This window comes from Candidatus Manganitrophaceae bacterium, from assembly GCA_012960925.1.
Lineage (GTDB): Bacteria > Nitrospirota > Nitrospiria > SBBL01 > JAADHI01 > DUAG01.
The window spans coordinates 101,425-119,659 of sequence record DUAG01000011.1 but is presented as its reverse complement, the minus strand read 5'-3'; the positions used below and the strand labels follow the sequence as shown (position 1 = coordinate 119,659).

Here is an 18,235-nt window from a genome sequence, read left to right as displayed (position 1 = left end):
GGTTCATTGAACGTGCTGAAGGTTGGGTGGCGGAACCGTGGGCTTGTGGAAAAGAGAGGTTGTTGCATTACGTCCGAGAAATGCACTCACGAAATTGGTGTCTTTCAGGACCTTATATTCTTTTTGGGTGTGGAATTGAGACTGCTATGAAGAAATCTTATTTCTGGATATTGCATCTTGTCATGATCGCCGTCGGAGCCTATTTTGCTGCGGATGTGGTGAATCTTGTTGTGGGATCCTACCTGGAGGCGTCGATTGCAATACCCGATAGAGGCCGTTCTCCCCAAAGCGGGGTCATCCCGGTTGCCATAAGGGGCAGAGGTCTGGAATATGGTTCCATTGTGGAAGGGAATATATTCAATTCTGAGTTACGATTCAAAAAGCCCGAACCTGTGAGGCCGGTGGAACTTCCCCCCAGAATAGTAGCGCCGGTTCCAAAGATTCCGCTGGACTTTATCCTTGTTGGGACCATTGTCGGAAGGACGAGGTCTTTTGCGATTATTGAGAATAAGAGAACACGGGAGCAGTCCCTCTATCGCGTGGGACACATCTTAGAAGGAGGCGCGAGGATTACGAATGTCGCCAGGAACAGGGTGGTGATCCTTCGCGGGGAGGTTGTAGATGTCCTGGAGGTTGCTTATATTCCGAATCAAAAGGGTCAGCGGGGAAGCCAGGTGATGCCGTCATCCAGACCACCCGTTCCGGCGGCACCCGTGCCGATGCAGGGCGGAGGGGTTCGAAAGGTTTCAAAAAATCAGTGGGTCCTGGACAGACAGGAAGTTGATGGTGCAATTGGCAATCTCCCTCAGCTTTTGACCAAGGCACGGATCATCCCGAATTTTAACAATGGCAAGCCGGATGGGTTCCGAATATTTGCGATCTCGAAGGGAAGTCTCTATGCCAAGATTGGGCTTCAGAACGGGGACATCCTTCATAGAGTAAATGGAATCGATGTGAAGGATCCCAAGAATTTCATGCAGATATTTGAGCAATTAAAAGATGAGTCTCAAATTACGGTCGATCTGGTTCGCAGAAATGTGAAAGAGACCTTCAACTACGAGATACGATAAGGAAACTTTATGAGAGGTTGTATTGGGGCCGGTTTAATATTGGCCTTTTTTCTTGTTGGAATGATGTTCCCCTGCTCTCTCCGGGCCGAGACGCCGCCTGCCCCGGAAGATTCCCAGGAAGAGAAAATCACGCTCGATTTTAACAATGTGAATTTGCCCGTCCTTGTCCAGTTTATCAGTGAACTGACCGGGAAAAATTTTGTAATCGATGAGCGCGTCAGAGGAAAGGTGACGATTTTTTCACCTAAAAAAATCCCGATCAGCCGGGTATACGATATTTTTGTCTCCGTCCTCGAATTGAAGGGGCTTGCGGTTGTTGCTCACGGAGACATCTACCAGATTCGACCGATGGTAGAGGTTCCGCCGATCCGGTCCGTTCACGTCTATACCCTGGAGAATACAAATGCTGAGGAGATAGCGAAGGTACTCCGGGGGCTTGTATCGAAACCGGCTACACGTGGCGGACGTGCCAGACGGGCGTCCCGAGGAGTGGGAGCATCTGGACGCGTAATCGGAGAATTAAGCGGGCCGACACAGGTCCTCGCCGATAAGGCCACCAATAGCCTGATCATCACGGTGACCGATCAAGATTATGAGATCCTTAAAACGGTCATTCGGAAACTGGACAAGAAGCGCTCTCAGATTTTTGTTGAGGCCGTCGTCCTTGAAATGAGGGCGGACAAATTCAGGGAACTCGGGACCGATCTCGGCACCGTCTTTGGCTACACCAGTCGAGGCAGAGATGTTGCCGCGATCGGGGGTTTTAACCAGGATCCGAGTGATCTACTCTCTATCGCTTCGATCCCGGGCGTCGTGGAGTTGGGAAAGGTCAATATCCGGGCAGTGTTGAAGGCACTGCAATCTGCCGATGATGTAAATATTCTCTCAACGCCCCAGATTCTCACCAGTGATGGGATGAAGGCTGAGATTGTCGTTGCCGAAAATATTCCTTTCCCCGGTGCGCAAAGCCAGACCGTGGGCGGTAATGTTCAGACGACGATCGAGCGAAAAGATGTCGGGGTGATTCTTCGGATCACCCCGAAGGTTCTGGAGAATGACTTGGTGCGGCTGGATGTCTATCAGGAGATTTCTTCGGTGACGGAGACCTCCCAGTCTGTCGCGAATATTGTTCTGGGTCCGACGACCAACAAGCGATCAGCCAATACAACCGTTGTGGTTCGTGACGGGCAGACAGTGGTGATCGGAGGGCTGATCCGTGATAATGTTGTCATCACAGAGCGGAAAATTCCTTTACTGGGAGATCTTCCGCTTCTTGGCTGGCTTTTCAAGGTGCAATCTAAACGCTTTGAAAAAACGAATCTTATGATTTTCCTCACCCCTCATATCGTGAAAGAGCAGAGTGATCTGGACGATATTCGCTTAGAAAAGACCACTCAGGCGGGCATTTTTATGGAGGACAACCGCTTGCCGAGACGTGAGAGCCGAGAGCTTGTATTTGAAAAAATGGTGAATCTCCCTCAGTGACGGATACTGGGAGTCTGTCGGACTTAGGTGGTCGTAGCGAGAGAAAGCCATTTTGAGTCCATTTTTTTGATCATTTGAGGCGAATATCTGGCATATTTAACGAGAATGATCTGGGAAATGGGCCACAATGGCTTTTTCTTCGTAGTAGATTCATCCTAAGTCCGACAGACTCCCAGAATGAGGTCTTGTTTTGATTTCAAGGAAGCGGCCCTTCATAGGCCAGATATTGGTCGAAAAGCGTTTTGTCACTCCGGCTCAACTTGCGGAAGGCCTTCGTGTGCAGAAGGTGCAGGTGGGAAAAGTTGGCGAGATACTGGTCCGGTTAAAATTCCTGAATGAGGAAGCGGTCCTTGAGGCCCTTTCTCATCAATGGCAGATCCCCTATATCCGTATGGTCCCCGTGACCGAGATTGATCCGAAACTCATCGAGAAAGTTCCAATTTCTTTTGCAAAACGGCACGAGTTCCTTCCTTTCAAACGGGAGGGAAACGTGGTCCAGGTTGCAACTTCAAAGCCGCTGAACCTTACTGCCCTGGATGATCTTCGCCTCCTAATTCAAGAACCGATTCAGATTATCGCAGCACCCTCCCTTGTTGTCATCGGAAGTATCAATCAGGCGTATGAGCGTGCCACTGATAGTGCCGAACAGGCAATCTCGGATCTCGACGGCGGGAGTCTGAGCGTATTGGCCGAGGAGCTTGCCGAGCCGGAAGACCTTCTTGATGCGAGTGACGAGGCCCCGATGATCCGACTCGTGAATTCGATCCTGTTTCAGGCTGTTCAACAGCGGGCTTCCGATATTCACTTTGAGCCTTTCGAGCGTGAGGTGATGATTCGCTATCGGATTGACGGGATTCTCTACAATGTTCTGACACCCCCCAAGCGGCTTCAGTCTTCCTTGCTGTCACGCGTTAAGATCATGGCGGGGATGGATATTGCGGAAAAAAGATTGCCCCAGGATGGTCGGATCGGCCTGAAGATCGGCGGCCGGGAGATCGATATCCGCGTATCGGATGTCCCGACCGCGCACGGTGAGCGCTTGGTCCTCCGTCTGCTCGATAAATCCAGTATCGTGTTGAAACTGGAGGATATCGGTCTCGAACGTGAAGGTTTATCAACACTGGAGGGCCTGCTTCGTTTATCGCACGGAATTCTCCTGGTGACCGGACCGACCGGGAGTGGAAAGACAACAACACTCTATGCCGGGTTAAATCGCATCAATTCGACCGAAAAGAATATCATCACCATCGAAGACCCGATCGAATACCAGTTGAAAGGGGTGGGCCAGATTCAGGTCAATCCCAAGATCGAACTCACCTTTGCCAAAGGACTTCGGTCCATCCTTCGTCAGGACCCGGACATCATCATGGTGGGAGAAATCCGGGACACCGAAACGGCAGAGATTGCCATTCAGGCCTCGCTGACCGGCCACCTTGTCCTCTCAACCCTACATACAAATGATTCGGCGGGAGCCATGACCCGTCTCCTGGACATGGGGGTTGAACCTTTTCTGGTTTCTTCTTCAGTCATTGCCATCATTGCACAGCGGCTGGTCCGACTGATCTGTCCGGAGTGCCGGGTTTCCTATCACCCCACCCAGGAAGAGTTGAATAAACTCGGAATCAAAGAGGAGAGGACCGAGCGTCTTTTTTATCGGGGAAAAGGATGTTCCCACTGTATGAAAACCGGCTATCGGGGGCGTTCCGGACTCTATGAGATCCTCTTGCTGGATGATGAGATCCGGAATATGATTCTTTCGAAGGTGGATTCAGGTCGAATCAAAGCCCTTGCGATTTCGAAGGGAATGATGACCCTGCGTGAAGATGGTGCCAGGCGGGTTACCGCCGGGTTGACCACGACGGAAGAGGTTCTCCGGGTGACACAGGAGGATCGGGTTTAAATGGCGATTTACGATTATAAGGGCTTGGACCTTCAGGGGAAGAATACGGCTGGCATCATCGATGCCGACAGTCCTCGGATGGCAAGGTCAAAGCTTCGGGACAGCGGCATCTTTCCCACGGAGGTTCGGCCTGCGGACCAAGAGGTCTTAAGTCCCCTCTCCCGCCCGGTCACCCTCTTTTCGGAAAGAGTGACGCTTAAAGAGACGTCGGTGATGACCCGGCAGTTGGCGACCCTTGTCGGGGCGGGAATTCCTCTGATGGAGGCACTGACCGCGCTGACGGAGCAGATCGAGAAAGAAGCGGCCAAGAAGATCTGGGTCGATATCCGAGATGGGGTCAAAGAGGGGAGTTCTCTGGCCGATGCGTTGGGCCGTTATCCGGAGACCTTTTCTTCTCTCTATCGGCAGATGGTTCGGGCCGGTGAGGCGAGCGGGACGCTCGATGATATCCTGGTTCGCCTGGCCGATACCCTCGAATCACAGGTCCGTCTCAGGAACAAGCTTTTTACAATCATGACTTATCCGATCCTGATGATGGTGGTCAGTCTCATAATCCTTGTTTTTTTGATCACCTTTGTCGTTCCCAAGGTGACGACGATCTTTACCGATATGCAACAGGCCCTCCCGATGCCGACCGTGATTCTCCTGGCCTTCAGCGATTTTTTACGAGAGGACGGTTGGCTCGTGGCTGTGGTCGGGGCCGGCAGTTTCTTCTTTTTACGGCGTCATGTGAAGACCTCAAAGGGAAGAGAACAATATGATCGTATCATTCTGAAGGTTCCTGTTGTGGGGCGGGTTGTAAAAATTGTTGCGATTTCCCGATTCACAAAGACCCTTGCGGCACTGCTGGGAAGCGGCGTTCCGATTTTGTCCGCGATGGAGATTGTTCAACAGGTTGTTGAAAATAAAGTCCTGGAAGAGGTGATTCAAGAGGCGAGAGGAAATATCCGAGAGGGGGAGGGGATCGCGACTCCGCTCCGCCGGAGCGGACTTTTTCCGCCACTGGTGACCCATATGATCGCGATTGGAGAAAAGAGCGGTAAACTGGAAGCGATGCTCCAGAAGGTTTCAGAGGCCTACGACAACGAGGTGGAGACAGCGGTGACCGGTTTGACTGCCTTGCTGGCGCCGATGATGATACTTGGAATGGGACTGGTTGTCCTTTTTATCGTACTGGCCATCCTGCTGCCGATCTTTGAGATAAGCCAGGTTGTGAACTGAGGAGAGACATGGAAAGCATAGAGATAAATCGGAGTCGGGGCGGAGGAGCAGACCGGTTTTCAACGAAAGTTTTTAGGGGTAAGCATGCATCTTCCCGGAACCTTTTCCGTTTGCGTTGCGGCGTGGCATCGTCCTTTGAGCGGGGATTTACCTTGATTGAAATCATGGTTGTGGTCACCATCCTGGCGATTCTTGCCGCCCTGGTGGTTCCCAAGCTGGTCGGAAGGTCGGATGATGCGAGACGGGTGGCGGCCAAGGTCCAGATCAAGAATATTGAGGGTGCCCTTCAGTTGTACAAACTCGACAGCGGCATCTACCCGTCGACCTCACAGGGCCTGGATGCCCTTGTTGAAAAGCCGAATATTGGCAGGATACCCAATAACTGGAAAGAGGGAGGCTACCTGCCGAAGGTTCCGAAAGATCCCTGGGGAAAGCAATATGCCTACCTGAGTCCGGGACGGCATGGCGACTACGACCTCGTTTCCTACGGCCCGGATGGGGAACAGGGCGGCGAAGGGAAGAATTCTGATATCGAGAGTTGGGATCTGCAATAGCTTGCCAGGGAAGGAAGATGAAGCGAAAACGGACGATTTCAGCCCCCGTGTTTTCGCATGGGGGGATGAGAATATTTCAAAAAGGCGGCGGTTTTACACTGCTGGAGTTGTTGATCGTGATCGCGATTCTGGGGACACTCGCCATGGTGATTTTTCCCCGGATGTCCTCCTTCGGCGCTGGCAATATGAAATGGACGGCGCGTCATCTTGCCGGATTGATCCGGCACCTCGCGCAGGAATCGGTCTCAAGAAAGAAAACCTTTCGTCTGGTCTATAACCTCGAGAACGAGGCCTACTGGTCTGAGGTACTGGGAGAGAATCGTGAGTTTACTCCGACTGGTGATCCCTTGGCACCCAGGCGAGTTTTGGCAAAGGGAATCTCATTTGAAGATGTCATTACCCCGCAACAGGGAAAGGTCAGGGAGGGAGAGGCCTTTACGCAATTCTACCCCGTGGGTGTTGAGAAGACCTGGATTCATTTGAAGCAGGGAGATCGCATATGGACTCTGGTGATCAATCCATTGACCGGACGGGTAAAGATTTTTGAAAAGTATGTGGAATAACTCCAAAAAATTCCGGTCCGGGTTTACACTGCTCGAAATTATGATCGCCCTGGCGGTTGTCTCGATTTCTTTTGTGGTCCTCTTGGGGCTTCGTAACCGGGATATTGCCCTGGCTTCGTATTCCCGGCATATCACGGTGTCCACCCTGCTGGCGCGCCAGAAGATCACGGAGGTCTCGGTGGAAGGATTTCCGGACCTCGGTTTCAGCGAAGGAGGTTTTGGCGAAACCTATCTGGAGTTTAAATGGCGGCAGGAGGTGAAGCAGACCCCCTTTGAGATGGTGCGCGAGTTAGACCTGAGCGTTGTCTGGAAAGAGGGGAAACGCGAAGAAGTGAGCCGGTTTACCGTCTATCTTTTTGATGCGTGAGGACCTTGAGGATTTCTGTGAAAATGAGCGGGAAAGCAGGTTGGATTCAGAGGTCTCAAGGGTTCACCCTGATCGAGATCATGATTTCACTGGCAATTCTCTCCGTCTTGTTTCTTATGGTCTATGGGACGTTCAGCGCGGTATTCCAGACTTCTGAGCAAATGGAGTTGGAGGCGGACGATTACCGTCTGGCCCGTCTTGGATTTTATCATCTGGCGAAAGACCTCAGCATGTTCTACACTGTGAGGACGCCTGCTGCGACCCGGGGAGCAGAGACGCGCCCATTGATCTTTGGCGGAGAAGATCGCATACGCCTGGGTGAGGGGGATGAATTCCCCAATGACCTGCTTCAATTTACTGCGGTATCCCATGGAAGGACCCTGCGGGATGCGCCTGAATCGGACCAGGTCACGGTGTCATATTATCTGCAGGAAACGCGCCTGGTCCAGGAAGCGATCCTCTCGAATGGAAGGGTTATTGTTCAAGAGATTGGTGAGCCGATTGATGGATTGAACTTCAGATACCTGGATCCCGATGGTCCCACATGGGTGGACGAATGGGATGTGCAGGAGAAAAAGAATCGCCCCCCCCTGGCCATTGAAGTTGAATTTTATCTTAAGAAGGAGCAGGGTGAGGCCCGCCGATTCAAAACTTGGGTTGATTTGCCGGTTGGCACACGTTTATGAGCAAAGCCCCTAACTCCGCTTCCACGTTAAATCCTTTGAGGTCTTCTTGGCTGAAAGGGAAAAAAAATAAGGCCGTCCTTGTTTTAGGCTATATATTTTTTGGCCTTTTGATGTTCCTTCTTTTCCTGTACCTGAGCTTCCCCTTCCATCTTCTGACGTCGAAGTTGATCCTTGTGCTGGAGGAGGAGACCGGATGTGAAATCTCCGTCGAAGAGAGCCGATTCTATTTTCCGTTCCGAGTGGTATGGACAGGGATTCGAACCCGGTGTGCGCATCTCTCATTTTTACCAGAGGTGCCGGGGGATGGAAGAGATCTTACCCTCAACATCACATCGATCGATGCGCGTGTGGCTCCCTTTTTGTTGCTCCTGAACCGTCGCGCGGAGATCGATTTTGGTATTGTACTGGGGGATGGCATATTGTCAGGTCACCTCACACTTTCACAGAAGGAAAAGCAGGTTTCTTATGCTTTAAGCGTAGAGGGGGAAAGAATTGATCTGGCCCTCTTCGGGGCGTCCGGCCGTCTTGATCTGGAGGGAAATAGCGATTGGATGAATCAAGATCTCTTTAATGGGAAAGGGGTACTTTCTTTTGCCTTAATGGAGGGACGTTTTGAAAAGATCGGTTCATGGACGCTTCCCCTCGGAGCGCTTTCCTTCTCAGACATTCATGGTAAGATGTCGTGGGGAAAGGGCCGGGTTATCGTGGATCAGTTTTCGGCAAGGGGGAGTGAAGTTGATCTTCAGGCGGAAAGCGGAAATCTCATTCTTCGAAAGCCCCTCGACGGGAGCCTGGTCACCCTGACGCTCAAGGCCATGCCAAAGGGGGATCTTGAACGGATGGCCACGCTTTTTATACAAGGATATAACGGTCGGGAATCCTTGATCCTTGGGATTAGAGGGCCTCTGCGGAGACCCAAAATTTCGCTGAATGGTCGCCCGATCAGCCCTTAATTTCGGCTATAGTTAGGAGTTACATGGGACAAACAATACTCGGTCTTGATATCGGATCCTCTGCAATCAGGGGGGTACGGATTACGGAGGGATTTAGAGGCCTTCGCCTGCTCAGGATTTTTGAGCAAAAGGTTTTCCCAAAGGAGGAAGGAGATCTCTCGGAGGCCGCACCCCTGTGCGCGGGCCAGATTGAAGCATTGGCGGAGATGGTTTCAGAAGGACTCATCCGGCCGGGGGAGATGATTTGCGTGTCTCTGCCAGGGCACCTTGTTTCAACCCGGAAGATGACCCTTCCTTTTACCGATCCGAAAAAATTGAAACAGGTTGTTCCCTATGAAATGGAGAGTACGCTCCCCTTCGATCTGGAGGAGGTTGCGATTGATTATCAGGTACTTGCCACCGAGGAAGGGGGTTCAGAGGAAGAGAATGAATCTGCGAATGAGGCCGGGGCGCGTCGTTCTCATCTTTTGGTATCGACTGTACGCAAAACAGTATTGCAGACCTACTTACAGGGCTTGCAGTCTGTGGGCATCGATCCGGCCTGGGTCAGCATCGATGCCATCGCACTGAAGGCCTTCTCTCAACATTTTATTGAACATCGGGAAGAGGCCTCAGGGGATTCGAGCCAGGGCACAGGTTTAGATGCGCATTTCGTGATTGATGTCGGCACGGCCAAAACGGTTCTCTCTTTCATTCAGGGAGGGAGGCTCAGTGGGGTTCGAACCCTTCCGATGGGGGGGAGACTTATTACAGACGCACTGGGAAGGGCATTTGAGCTTTCCGTGGCGGAAGCCGAGAAATTGAAGCAGGAGATCCGTCTGGACAAGGCGGAACAGGCCCCAGAATCCATTGAGGCCGTTGCATGTGTTAAGCAGGCGATCGAACCCTGGCTGACCGAAATTGAAAAGAGCCTGCGATATTTTCGGACATCTAACTCTCCCCGGGGTGAGACGGTGGAGGGGTTGCTCACGCTCTGCGGCGGGGGCGGCACACTCAAGGGACTCAAGGAAATTCTGGCAGAGACTCTCGATATGGATTCTTCCCGGAGGGGTGGCCCGGACCGTGAGGGGTTCTCGATGGCGGGTTTGGAGATCCTGGACACGCCCTCAATATTCCATACCTATCATATGGGCCTCGGTCTTGCCCTCCTGCCGAAGGAAGGGACACAGATTAACTTTCGCCAGGGGGAGTTTGTCTATGGCAAAGAGACGATCGAGAGGAGAAACAGGCTTGCCTCGATCGGTTTCGTCGCTCTTTTGCTTTTTGCTCTGATCGTGGGAGACCTTTATCTTCGATATGACCACAAAGAGCAGCGTTACCGCGACTTGAAAGAGGAGCTTCGGAAAACCTTTCTTGAAACCTTCCCCGGGGTCAGAAATGTCATGAATGAAGTTGAACAGGCCCGCGTGGAGATCGAGGTACTCAAGAGAACCGGAGACTTCCTGGGTGTGGGGGAGGAAAGTCCCTTGAAGGTGCTGCAGGAAATTACGTCCCGTGTTCCTAAAGAGGTGAGGATCGATGTTCAGGAACTGGTGATCGATGGGGAGAATGTCCGCATTCTGGCCCGGACGGATTCATTTGATTCCGTTGACCGAATCCGTAACGGATTTCTGAAAGCCAAGCGGTTTCGGGAGGTCAGTGTCAGTGATGCCAAGGTAATGGCGGACCAATCCCAGGTCCGTTTTCGGATTAAAATGAAGAGACTGGATCAGGGTGAGGGAAATGGGAAACGGCTTTCTTAGGGAAATTGATCGGTCTTTCAGGCGTCTTTCTTCAAGGGAAAGATGGGTCCTTGGCGGAGGCAGTCTGGTGGCCCTCCTCCTGATCGGCTATGCAAATTTCTTTGCCCCGGCCTGGGAGAGGATGACCCTGCTGGAGCGTTTGATCCCTCGAAAAGAGAATGAGGTCCGGGAAATTGCCGCGTTAAAGGACGAGTACTTCCGTATTTCGGAGGAAATTCGAAAGGTCGAAGAACACCTTCCATCGGAAAATGAGTTCTCCCCCCTCTCCTTTCTGGAAGAAAAGGCCGCAAGAAATCAGATCCGTGGCAACATTGCCTATATTCGTCCCCTGGCGCCCCAGATCCATGCGTCCTACCGTGAGATCCTGGTTGAGGTGAAGGTTCAGAATGTAACCCTGGCCAGGGTTATCCCTTTTCTGAATGCCATTGAAGCGGCGCCTTACGCCTTGCGTATCAAGCGCTTGTCTTTGAAAACCCGGTTTTCCGATCCGACCCTGATGGATATTACTTTTCTTGTTTCTTCCTATGAGAAGGGTGTTTCCCAGGCCATGCGGAAATGAAGCTTCGTAAAATTCAGGGTAACCAGGGAGGTTTCGCGCTGATTCTCAGCCTCTTGATCCTGCTCCTCCTCGTGGTGATTGTCCTGGAGACCGATTTTTATACCCGCACAGATCTGCGTGCTGCCGGTAATTTTCGTGATGACCTCAAGGCCTTTTATCTGGCCCGTTCTGCTGTTTCTGCAGCCGAGGCGATCCTCAAAGATGATGTCAAGACAAGCAATCGTTATGATGGACTGGATGAACTCTGGGCCTTTCCGATCCCGGAATACGCACTGGGGGATGGAACCTTGAGCGGGATCATCGTTGATGAAGAAGGAAAAATAAATCTGAACAAGCTGATTCAGGGAAAGGAAGGAAAGGTGAATCAGGCGAGGCGAGATCAACTCCGTCTCCTCTTTGAACTTCTTGACATTGATCCGGACCGGGTAGATCCGGTGATCGACTGGATCGATCCCGATTCCGAGACGGTCTCTTCCTCGGGAGCGGAGGAAGGCTATTATCTCGGTCTTGATCCGGCTTATTCTGCCAGGAACGGCCCGCTTGCAACCTTGGCGGAGCTTCACATGGTGAAAGGAATCACGGATGAGATTTACCGCAGGATTAAACCCTATGTGACCATCTATGGTGCGGGACAAATCAACATCAATACCGCGAATTCTCTTGTTCTCCAGAGCCTCGATCGGGGAATCGATGATTCAGAGGCCGGACGACTGATGCGTAAACGTCCGTTTGAATCTCCTGCACGGTTTAAGGAGCACCTCCTGCCGGATACAAAGGTCCGGATGACGATGGCCGCGAGTATCAACTGGATCAAGACCCGAAGTAATGTCTTTTCGCTGAGGGCCGAAGGGACGGTTCATGATACGAAAAAGATCGCCCATGCCATTATTCAACGGAAGGGGACCAAGACAAAACTTCTTTATTTCAGGATTGATTAGGACCCTGACCACATCTTATCAACAGTTTATCTTCAGAAATTCCACAACATAATGTTGTCTCCCTCATTTTTTTCTCCATATCTGGTGTTTTCTCCTTGACAAAAAAGGAAGGTTCTTTTAACATCAGAAACACTTTTGATACGTTCATCAGGGTCTGATTTTGTGGCTTGGTTTTGCTTTCTGAATCGCTCAAGATGTTCCGGGCGGTTTGTTTTGGTTCTCTACTTACAGGAAGGCTTGACGATCATAAATTCGAAAGACTACACTCATTCAGGGCATTCATCAGGCTGAAAAAGGAGGAGATCAGTGGAAATGATACAGGGAAGCAGTAAGAGCGAGGAGGGGAAATTGACCCTTGAGGGCGGAGTTGCACCGTGTGAGCCGAAAGGACGCCAAACCAGTTTAGGAATGGCCCCGAATGCCCTTCGTGTCTTGGAAAAACGCTATCTCAGGAAGAATGAACAAGGAGAGGTCATTGAAAGTCCTGAAGACCTTTTTCGTCGCGTGGCCGGGAATATTGCAGAGGGAGACCGTAGCTACAATCCGCAGGCCAATGTTACCGTGCTCGAAGAGGTCTTTTACGACATGATGTCCCAGTTCAGGTTCCTTCCTAATTCTCCCACATTGATGAATGCCGGCCGGGATCTCCAGCAACTGTCGGCCTGTTTTGTCTTGCCGATCGTCGATTCGATGGAGTCGATCTTTGAAACCGTCAAGCAGGCGGCCATTATCCATAAGACTGGCGGGGGCACCGGATTTTCGTTTTCCCGGCTTCGACCGAAGAACGATATTGTCCGGACGACCGGCGGGGTCGCCTCAGGGCCGGTCTCCTTTATGAAGGTCTTTAACCATGCCACTGAGGCCGTCAAGCAGGGCGGCACGCGGCGTGGGGCCAACATGGGGATCTTGCGTGTCGACCATCCTGATATCCTCGATTTTATTTCATGCAAGGCAGATACGAAAGAGATTACCAATTTTAATATCTCCGTGGCGCTAACGGACCGGTTTATGGCGGCTTATGAGAAGGGAGAGGATTATGCCTTGATCTCTCCGCGCGACGGAAGTGTCGTGAAGGAAATCTCGGCAACAGAGGTTATGGACCAGATTGCGGAGCAGGCCTGGAAAACGGGTGAACCGGGTCTCTTTTTTATCGACGTGACCAATCGTGCCAATCCCACTCCAAAGGTTGCGGAGATGGAGGCCACTAATCCCTGTGGCGAACAGCCGCTCCTTCCCTATGAAAGCTGTAATCTGGGAAGCATTAATCTTGAAGCCCACCTCCTGGAAGACAATGGACGATATGAGATCGATTGGTGCACACTGGGAAAGACGATCCGGACGGCCGTTCATTTTCTCGATAATGTGATTGATATGAACCGGTATCCGATTCGTGAGATTGAAATGATCACAAAGGCGAACCGAAAGATTGGTCTGGGGGTCATGGGGTTCTCGCGAATGCTCTACAAGCTGGAAGTCCCCTATCACACTGAAGAGGGTATCCAGATGGCGCGGGAAGTAATGGGCTTCATCCAGCGTGTCGGATATGAGGCCTCGACCCAACTTGCGGAAGAACGGGGTGTCTATGCAAACTGGGAGGGATCCCTCCACGAGCACCGGGACGAGCGCGTTCGCAACTCGTATATCACCACGGTCGCGCCGACCGGAACGATTTCGATGATTGCAGATACCTCCGGGGGATGTGAGCCGGAGTTTTCGCTGATCTGGTACAAAAATGTGATGGATGGGGAGCATCTGCCTTATGTCCAGGACTATTTTGTCGAGGTGGCCAAGCGGGAGGAGTTTTACAGCGAGGATCTGCTCGACAAGATTCTTGCCAATCGCGGCTCCGTCCAGGGGATTGCCCAGGTGCCGGAACATTGGCAGAAGGTCTTCATTACCTCCCACGGAATTGCCCCAGAATGGCACGTCCGGATGCAGGCGGCCTTTCAGGAATTTACCGACTCCGCCGTCAGCAAGACGATCAATCTTCCAACCACGGCCACCACTGAAGAAATCAAGAAGGCCTACCTCCTGGCCTATCGGTTGGGCTGCAAAGGGATTACCGTTTATCGCGATGGGGCCCGTCCCGATCAGGTGATGAATGTCGGAAAATCAAAAAAGGTCGAGGAAAAGGCCGCTGTTTCTGCGCCGCCTGAAACAAAACCTGAAGTGAATGGGAATGGCAATGGCAATGGCGATTCTCCCCTCTCCATGATTGCCCCGCGCCCCCGTCCCGAGGTAATGACCGGAACGACAACCCGAAAGCGGACCTCGTGCGGCGACCTCTACCTGACGGTAAACCGGGATGAAACAGAGCATCCCTTTGAAGCCTTTGCGACCATGGGAAAGGCCGGGGGTTGCGAAGGTTCGTTTAACGAGGCCATTGGCCGCCTTATCTCCCTCTGCATGCGCGCAGGTGTGACGCCACGGGATATTGTCAAGCAGCTGATCGGAATCCGCTGCAACAAGCCCTTCGGGATCGGGAAAGAAAAGGTCCTTTCCTGCTCAGACGCCATCGCCAAGATCTTCAACCAGGATCTTGGAAACAAGGTGGCGGAAGCGCGCTACCCCGAGGGTGAACTGAACGGTACAACAAACGGGTCAACGACTGGCGCGACAAATGGCGCAACAAACGGTGCAGCGCAGACTGCTGCGGTCCTCGAAGACCCCACCACACACATCCAAAAGGTCATCTTCCCCTGCCCCGAATGCGGCCTCGAACTCGAATTCGGAGAAGGCTGCGAGAAATGCCACTTCTGCGGCTATTCCCGGTGTTATTAAGGGAATAGTGGGTCGCGAAATAAATTACACCTGCCAAAACGAAGGTGGGGTTGCGCCTTACTCCCCTCACTCTGAGCACGGCTTTTTTAAAATCCTGAACCAGATGACTACATTACGATATTAATTGACGGTTTATTTAAATATGGTATTCTTCTGAAATGGGATGTCATTGTTTAACCGGGATGTGCGGTCTGGGAATATTTGACCTTGGGTGTATATCGTAAGAATTGTTGTTCAGCGTTTTGATGAGGCGGGTGACGCGTAGCCGAAGGAGAAGATAGTGGAGTTATCATTTAGAGAAAGTGTCAACGCAATGGTCGACGGCGCGATTCGTGTGCTGGGTCTGGATGAGGGGGTTGCGAAGGCATTAAAAGCGTGCAACTCCGTACTCAAAGTTCAATTTCCGGTGAAGGTACGTGGCAAGGTCGAGGTGTTTACCGGATGGCGGGCAGTTCACAGCACGCATCGGCTCCCGGCAAAAGGGGGGATCCGTTACGCGACTTTTGTGAATCAAAATGAGGTCGAAGCCCTGGCCGCCTTGATGACCTATAAGTGTGCCATTGTCGATGTTCCCTTCGGAGGTTCAAAAGGGGGGTTATTGATTGATCCCACAAAGTACACCCGTGATGAAATGCAAGCGATCACGCGCCGTTTTACCCTGGAGCTGACCCGGAAAGGCTTCCTGAGTCCCGCAACCAATGTCCCTGCTCCGGATATGGGAACGGGTGAGCGAGAAATGGCCTGGATGGCGGATACATACAAACACCTTGTCCCGGAAGACATTAATTTTACGGCCTGTGTGACGGGCAAGCCTGTTGCGCATGGCGGCATCCGGGGAAGGACTGAGGCCACCGGCCGGGGCGTCCAATACGGGCTGAGAGAGTTCTTTCGCAATGCGAAGGCGGTAAAGGCGGCTCGTCTCTCCAAGGGACTTGGCGGTAAAAAGATTGTGATTCAGGGATTAGGAAATGTTGGATATCATGCTTCAAAATTCCTCTCTGAAGAAGATGGTGTAAAAATCATCGCAATTATCGAACGGGAGGGTGTACTGATCGATAAATCAGGAGGAAAAAAACAGGGTCTCCCTGTCGAAAAAGTGCATCAGTACATGATTGAGAAGGGAACATTAAAAGGTTATCCCGGTGCCGGTGTTGAGTTCCTGGACAAAAAGGCGGGGCAGAAACCATTGGAAATAGAATGCGATATTCTGATTCCTGCCGCACTGGAGGCACAGATTACAAAGAAGAATGCCCACCGGATCAAGGCCAAATTGATTGCGGAGGCTGCAAATGGTCCTGTCACTTTTGAAGCCGATCAGGTTCTTAACAAAAACGGCGTAACGATTCTTCCCGATACTTATCTAAATGCTGGAGGTGTGATTGTCTCCTATTTTGAGTGGGTGCGAAACATCTCTCATATCCGTTTCGGGCGAATGCAACGCCGCTTCGAAGAAGCAAAAGGTCTTCAGTTTGCGAGTGCTTTAGAACGTCTGTCTGGAAAAGTGCTTCGTAAATCCGTGAAAGAGGAACTCGCAAGTGGACCTCAGGAAGTGGATTTGGTTCGGTCCGGCCTGGATGATTCCATGCGGATGGCCCTTCAAGAGATCTTCGAGACGAAAAATTCTTTGAAAGCAGTCGATAATTATCGTACCGCCGCCTATGTGGTTGCGCTGAATAAGATTTCACGGAGCTACCTCGACATCGGAGTTTATTAGGCGCCCTTGGAGGCGAAGGGGCCTTGTATCGCTTGCCTCATGAGGTTTACAATACGATAGAGTACTTTAACGAAGAGGGCTAAAAATGGAGCCATTATTAGATCGGAAGTGTGAGGCCTGCAGGGTTGGCGCGCCCTTGGTGACTCAGGAAGAGGTCGATGCGTTCATGCCCAAGATTCCCGCATGGAAAATGATTGAAGAAGAGGGGATGGATCGCTTAACGAGGGTCTTTGATTGTCCGAATTTTGAAGCGGCATTGTCGTTAACAAACAAGGTTGGCGCAATCGCGGAAGAAGAAGGCCATCATCCCGCCATTCTGACCGAGTGGGGAAAGGTGACGGTGACCTGGTGGACCCACAAGATCAAGGGATTGCATGTCAACGACTTCATTATGGCCGTGAAGACAGACCATCTTGCCTGACAACATACCTCCCTCTGCCCCCACGAAAGGCCTGAACCTCTTTCCCTCTATGGATGAGCTGATCAAGGGGCTTTCCTGGATACGGAAAGCCCCGCAGGATGACGGCATTTTGAAGGCGATTGTAATCAGACCGTCTGTCGATGTGCGGAAGGAACTTCAAAGATGCCGCCTCAGCCCTGAGTCGGGAGCCGAGGGAGAGGCCTGGTCCCGGAATTGCTGGCTGAGATTCGAGGATGGCAGTCCTCATCCCGATGTCTAGATCGCGATCATGAGTGTCCGGGTTATTGCGCGATTGGCCCGGGACAGAGTGCGTTGGGAACTGGGAGGAGATCAGCTCTATGTCGATTTTAACCTCAGCCGGGCTTGCCTTCAGGCGGGCCAAAAAATAAGGATTGGTCTGCCATCCTTATGATTACAGAACAGCCTTACCCTGCCTGTAAGAAATTCTCTGAGCGTTTTGGTGCTGCGGCACTGAAGTTTGTAAGTAGCACAGAAGGAAAGGCCCTCCGTTTAAGAGGGGTTTATGCAAAAGTCCTCCGAGCGGGATCGGTCTCCGTCGGCGACAGGGTTGTAAAAGTACCCGCCGTCTTAGGTCCGGATTGATCTCTGCACTGCACATTGTTTTCAGTGGAGGGGTCCTTCAAAAACCTGTCGGTACCAGAGCAGTGCCAGGAGGGTCTTGCTGTCTACGATTTTTCCGGAGAGCCCCATCTGAAAGACCTCCTCAAAGGGAAGGGTGACAATCTCTAAAAACTCTTCGGCATCGGCATGTGCCTCCATGCTCGGCTCCAGATCCCGGCCCAGGTAGATGGCAATTTTTCCGGTTGAAAAACCCACGGAGTGATAGTAGCTGAAGAGAAAATCGAGCTTCTTGGGGACCAGTCCGATTTCTTCAATCGTTTCCCGCCGGGCGGTTTCCAGGCGATCTTCATTCGGTTCCAGAAGGCCGGCTGGAATTTCCAACGTGACCTGGCGGATGGCCGGACGGTATTGTCTGACGAGGCTGACCCTCTGGTCCTGATCGATCGGAAGAACCCCGACGGCATCAGGCGGTGAGACGATCTCCCGCAAGGCCTCTTTCCCATCCGGGAGCCGCACGGTATGTTCCTCGGTGCGGAGATAACGTCCCTGATAAACGGTTTTTTTTCGGATTAGTTTTTCTTCCAGATCCATTCAACCTCCTTTTTCATTCAGGCTCCTAAATGTGGCCGTAGGATAAAGCATCATCATTCCTTTTTCAAGATATTCCCTATCAATAGAGATAGAGAGGTGTTTTATACC

Annotated in this window: 18 protein-coding genes; 17 read left to right on the top strand and 1 reads right to left on the bottom strand. The window is 51.8% G+C overall.

The features are described from left to right. The first annotated feature begins 80 nt into the window (after positions 1-80). The 17 genes from EYQ01_01945 (at position 81) to EYQ01_01865 (ending at position 17,557) form a co-directional block, all read left to right on the top strand. On the top strand, positions 81-1,070 hold the full coding sequence (locus EYQ01_01945) for a hypothetical protein (GenBank protein HIE64575.1): 990 nt from the start codon (positions 81-83) through the stop codon (positions 1,068-1,070). A gap of 9 nt (positions 1,071-1,079) precedes the next feature. Beyond that, positions 1,080-2,555, top strand: coding sequence for a hypothetical protein (locus EYQ01_01940; GenBank protein HIE64574.1), 1,476 nt, complete (start codon positions 1,080-1,082; stop codon positions 2,553-2,555). Positions 2,556-2,745: 190 nt separating this feature from the next. Next, a complete protein-coding gene (gene gspE / locus EYQ01_01935; protein ID HIE64573.1) occupies positions 2,746-4,455 on the top strand; it encodes a type II secretion system protein GspE in 1,710 nt (569 codons plus the stop codon). Further along, complete coding sequence (gene gspF / locus EYQ01_01930) at positions 4,456-5,676, top strand: type II secretion system protein GspF (GenBank protein ID HIE64572.1); 1,221 nt, start codon at positions 4,456-4,458, stop codon at positions 5,674-5,676. A gap of 8 nt (positions 5,677-5,684) precedes the next feature. Beyond that, positions 5,685-6,230 (top strand): type II secretion system protein GspG, encoded by a 546-nt coding sequence (gene gspG / locus EYQ01_01925; protein HIE64571.1) that lies wholly within the window; start codon positions 5,685-5,687, stop codon positions 6,228-6,230. Between the two features lie 17 nt (positions 6,231-6,247). Next, a complete protein-coding gene (locus tag EYQ01_01920; GenBank protein ID HIE64570.1) occupies positions 6,248-6,793 on the top strand; it encodes a type II secretion system protein in 546 nt (181 codons plus the stop codon). After that, entirely contained in the window at positions 6,783-7,160 is a 378-nt protein-coding gene (locus tag EYQ01_01915; GenBank protein ID HIE64569.1) for a prepilin-type N-terminal cleavage/methylation domain-containing protein, read from the top strand. Before EYQ01_01920 ends, EYQ01_01915 begins: the two co-directional genes overlap by 11 nt. A 23-nt stretch (positions 7,161-7,183) precedes the next feature. After that, entirely contained in the window at positions 7,184-7,846 is a 663-nt protein-coding gene (locus tag EYQ01_01910; GenBank protein HIE64568.1) for a prepilin-type N-terminal cleavage/methylation domain-containing protein, read from the top strand. Further along, positions 7,843-8,799 (top strand): type II secretion system protein GspN, encoded by a 957-nt coding sequence (gene gspN / locus EYQ01_01905; GenBank protein HIE64567.1) that lies wholly within the window; start codon positions 7,843-7,845, stop codon positions 8,797-8,799. Before EYQ01_01910 ends, gspN begins: the two co-directional genes overlap by 4 nt. Before the next feature lie 23 nt (positions 8,800-8,822). Next, positions 8,823-10,541 (top strand): hypothetical protein, encoded by a 1,719-nt coding sequence (locus tag EYQ01_01900; GenBank protein ID HIE64566.1) that lies wholly within the window; start codon positions 8,823-8,825, stop codon positions 10,539-10,541. Further along, a complete protein-coding gene (locus EYQ01_01895) occupies positions 10,522-11,100 on the top strand; it encodes a hypothetical protein (protein ID HIE64565.1) in 579 nt (192 codons plus the stop codon). The genes EYQ01_01900 and EYQ01_01895 overlap by 20 nt, the downstream gene beginning before the upstream one ends. Next, positions 11,097-12,038 (top strand): general secretion pathway protein GspK, encoded by a 942-nt coding sequence (locus EYQ01_01890; GenBank protein ID HIE64564.1) that lies wholly within the window; start codon positions 11,097-11,099, stop codon positions 12,036-12,038. Before EYQ01_01895 ends, EYQ01_01890 begins: the two co-directional genes overlap by 4 nt. Positions 12,039-12,350: 312 nt before the next feature. Further along, positions 12,351-14,819, top strand: coding sequence for a vitamin B12-dependent ribonucleotide reductase (locus EYQ01_01885; GenBank protein HIE64563.1), 2,469 nt, complete (start codon positions 12,351-12,353; stop codon positions 14,817-14,819). 313 nt (positions 14,820-15,132) lie between these two features. Continuing rightward, complete coding sequence (locus tag EYQ01_01880) at positions 15,133-16,533, top strand: Glu/Leu/Phe/Val dehydrogenase (protein ID HIE64562.1); 1,401 nt, start codon at positions 15,133-15,135, stop codon at positions 16,531-16,533. An 85-nt stretch (positions 16,534-16,618) separates the two neighbouring features. Continuing rightward, complete coding sequence (locus EYQ01_01875; protein HIE64561.1) at positions 16,619-16,954, top strand: 4a-hydroxytetrahydrobiopterin dehydratase; 336 nt, start codon at positions 16,619-16,621, stop codon at positions 16,952-16,954. A gap of 49 nt (positions 16,955-17,003) precedes the next feature. Then, positions 17,004-17,213, top strand: coding sequence for a hypothetical protein (locus EYQ01_01870; protein ID HIE64560.1), 210 nt, complete (start codon positions 17,004-17,006; stop codon positions 17,211-17,213). Between the two features lie 149 nt (positions 17,214-17,362). After that, entirely contained in the window at positions 17,363-17,557 is a 195-nt protein-coding gene (locus EYQ01_01865; protein ID HIE64559.1) for a hypothetical protein, read from the top strand. Positions 17,558-17,578: 21 nt separating this feature from the next. Here the strand turns inward: EYQ01_01865 and EYQ01_01860 are convergent, their stop codons facing one another. After that, positions 17,579-18,127 carry an NUDIX hydrolase gene (locus tag EYQ01_01860; protein HIE64558.1) on the bottom strand — a complete coding sequence of 183 codons (549 nt, stop codon included), beginning with the start codon at positions 18,125-18,127 and terminating at the stop codon, positions 17,579-17,581. Between the last annotated feature and the right edge of the window lie 108 nt (positions 18,128-18,235).